Genomic DNA, 2,693 nt, shown 5'->3' with positions numbered 1-2,693 from the left:
ATTCAAAAAATACATGACAACCCTCCCCCGCCGTTTCAAAGATTCATTGAATCCAAACATCTTGACACTCAAACCACCGAGAACCTGAAACGATATCTTAGAACCCTAAACCCGTTTGATTTACATCAACAAATCAAACTTAAAATCAAACCTATTTTTAAAATCGTACCGAGTGAATAATTTATAAAAAATTAACAGACTGTTTACTACTTTGGGTTAGATTTTATTTTGAGGCAACAAGGATAGTTAATGGCTGAAGACGATTAGGCTGGACTGGCTTCGGAAAGAAATTTAAGGATAGAAAGCGAAATGACGGACATTCCAATGGGGATTGCTTTTTCATCAATATCAAATGAGTGGGTGTGCAGGTACCGCACCTGGTCGCCCGGTTTTCTCGCACCTAATCGAATAAGAGCGCCCGGGGCCTGGTCTAAATACCAGGAAAAATCTTCCCCTCCCATGCTGATGTTGGCAATATCGACGATTCTATCTTGACCCAGTGTAGAATTGCCGACGTCCCTAACAAGGTTTATCAAACTCGCATCATTGTTTACCGAGGGGATAAGTTCTGGAAATTCTAATGAGTAGGTTGCCCCGGCTGCCTGCGTGATTGTGCGTACCCTTCGTTCGATCTGGTTGACGATCTCATCATTTGTCTGCATATCAACGGTTCGTATTGTGCCGCCGATGTCAACGCGCTCGGGAATCACATTTGATTTAATACCGCCGGCGATTTTACCGAGCGTCAGAACAGCGGGCAAATGAGATTGATTTCGATTTCCCACAATATCGTAAAGCGAGGTCATGATCTGGTTACTTAAATATATCGTATCAATCGCTTGATGCGGCCGCGCAGCGTGGCCGCTTTTACCGATTATGGAGAGTTTGAATTCACCAGCATTTGCAGTTAAAGCCCCCTTCCTGAGACCGATTTTACCGGCTTCGATTTCCGGATCCACATGAAGGGCAAAAATGCCGTCCACACCTTGCATCGCTCCCTCCTTTACCAGCTCATGGGCGCCGCTCGGAAACGCCTCTTCACAAGGTTGAAAAATAAATCGAATTTTTCCGGGAAAATTTCCTCCAACTCGATTCAAGATCTTCGCCACACCGATTGCCATTGCCATGTGGCTGTCGTGGCCGCAGGCATGCATGACGCCGGGCACTTTCGAAGCATAAGAGACTTCCTTCGCATCTTGCATAGGCAGGGCATCCATATCCGCCCGGATAGCGACGGTCTTACCTTCGCTGTTGCCCTGAATTTCAGCTACCACCCCGGTACCGCAGATGCCGTTCTGAACTTGCAACCCTTCTTTCTTCAAAATTGCCACAATGCGCTCGGCAGTTTTAAACTCTTTCCAGCTTAGCTCCGGATTTTGGTGGAAAGTACGGCGAAGATTAACAATTTCAGATTCGAGATCGTCAGTCAATTCTTGAATTTTATCGATGATGATTCTGTCGCCTGACATGTGGATGTTGTTAAATTCTCTGGTTGTCGAAACTATTTTAAATTAGTAACAAAGTTAGTGAATTGAAGATTTCTAATAAAAAACCCTTGAAAGGTTCAAAGCAATGTCTCGACATAATCCTTTTATTCAAACCTTTCAAAGGTTTTGATGGGCTAATTTAGAAGTTTTTGAATGAATAGCAAATTGTAAGTCTGTAAAACACTTTACCAAATTGCATCATCTTATAAATAAATTCTTTAGCCACGGATTGACACTGATTAAACACGGATTGAATTGAAAAAAATCTGTGATAATCCGTGAAAATCAGTGGCTAATTTAACCTGTCTGTTAAAGCTTTTCCAGCAAATAGTTCGTGATTTTTGTAAACAAATGCAGCTGCGTTTTGCCTCCGGAAATCCGGTGATTGCGGTTCGGGTAGATCATCATATCAAATTGGATGGCGCGGTCTTGCAGCTCTTTAACTACCTGCATGGTGTTTTGCACATGGACGTTGTCATCGCCGGTGCCATGAACAATCAACAGATTGCCTTTTAAGCCATCGACATAGTTTAATACATTTGCCGCTTTATAACCTTCGGCATTTTCCTGAGGCAGTCCCATATAACGCTCGGTCCAAATGGTGTCGTAAAAATGAAAATCGGAAACCGGAGCAACGGAAACACCGGTCTTGAAATAATCCGCGCCGCGCATCATCATCATAAGTGTGAGATATCCGCCGCCACTCCAGCCCCAGAATCCCACTCGTGAACGGTCGACATACGGCAGCGTTGCGAGATATTTTGCACCTTCGATCTGATCATGCACCGCCCATTTGCTCAAGTCGCCGTAGGCTAAATTCTTGAAAGCCTTGCCCCGGCCGCCGGTGCCGCGATTGTCGACGCAAAAAACAATATAGCCTTTTTCTGTCAGCAATTGGTGCCAGAGCGTGCGCTTTCCACCCCAGCGATTCACCACCCTCTGTGAGCCCGGACCGCCATAGCCGTAAACCAGAACAGGATATTTTTTTCCGGCATCAAAATTGGCCGGCTTCATCATGTAAGCATTTAACTCAACCCCATCTGTGGTTTTGAATGAGAGGAATTCCGGAGGCACGGGTGCATGGTCCTGCAAAGCAGCCATTTCATTTTTCTCCAAAAAGCGCACCAGGGAACCATCTGATTTACGCAGGATCACTTGCGTAGGAGTTTTTACATCTGAAAAGAATCCAACCACGTGTTTATAGTC

Annotated in this window: 2 protein-coding genes; both read right to left on the bottom strand. The window is 44.9% G+C overall.

The window, feature by feature from the left end; genetic code table 11:
- Positions 1-263: 263 nt before the first annotated feature.
- Positions 264-1,469: an amidohydrolase gene (locus IH879_22210; GenBank protein MCH7677641.1), complete on the bottom strand. Its 1,206-nt coding sequence runs from the start codon at positions 1,467-1,469 to the stop codon at positions 264-266.
- A gap of 327 nt (positions 1,470-1,796) precedes the next feature.
- On the bottom strand, positions 1,797-2,693 hold an 897-nt coding region (locus tag IH879_22205), incomplete at its 5' end, for a S9 family peptidase (protein MCH7677640.1).

The organism is candidate division KSB1 bacterium (assembly GCA_022562085.1).
Taxonomy (GTDB): Bacteria; Zhuqueibacterota; Zhuqueibacteria; order Oceanimicrobiales; family Oceanimicrobiaceae; genus Oceanimicrobium.
The sequence above is the reverse complement of the archived record's forward strand: the minus strand, read 5'-3'. Positions and strand labels throughout refer to the sequence as shown.

Excerpts from the sequence above, each read along its gene's own strand:
- IH879_22210 (MCH7677641.1), bottom strand. The coding sequence starts at position 1,469 with ATGTCAGGCGACAGAATCATCATCGATAAAATTCAAGAATTGACTGAC.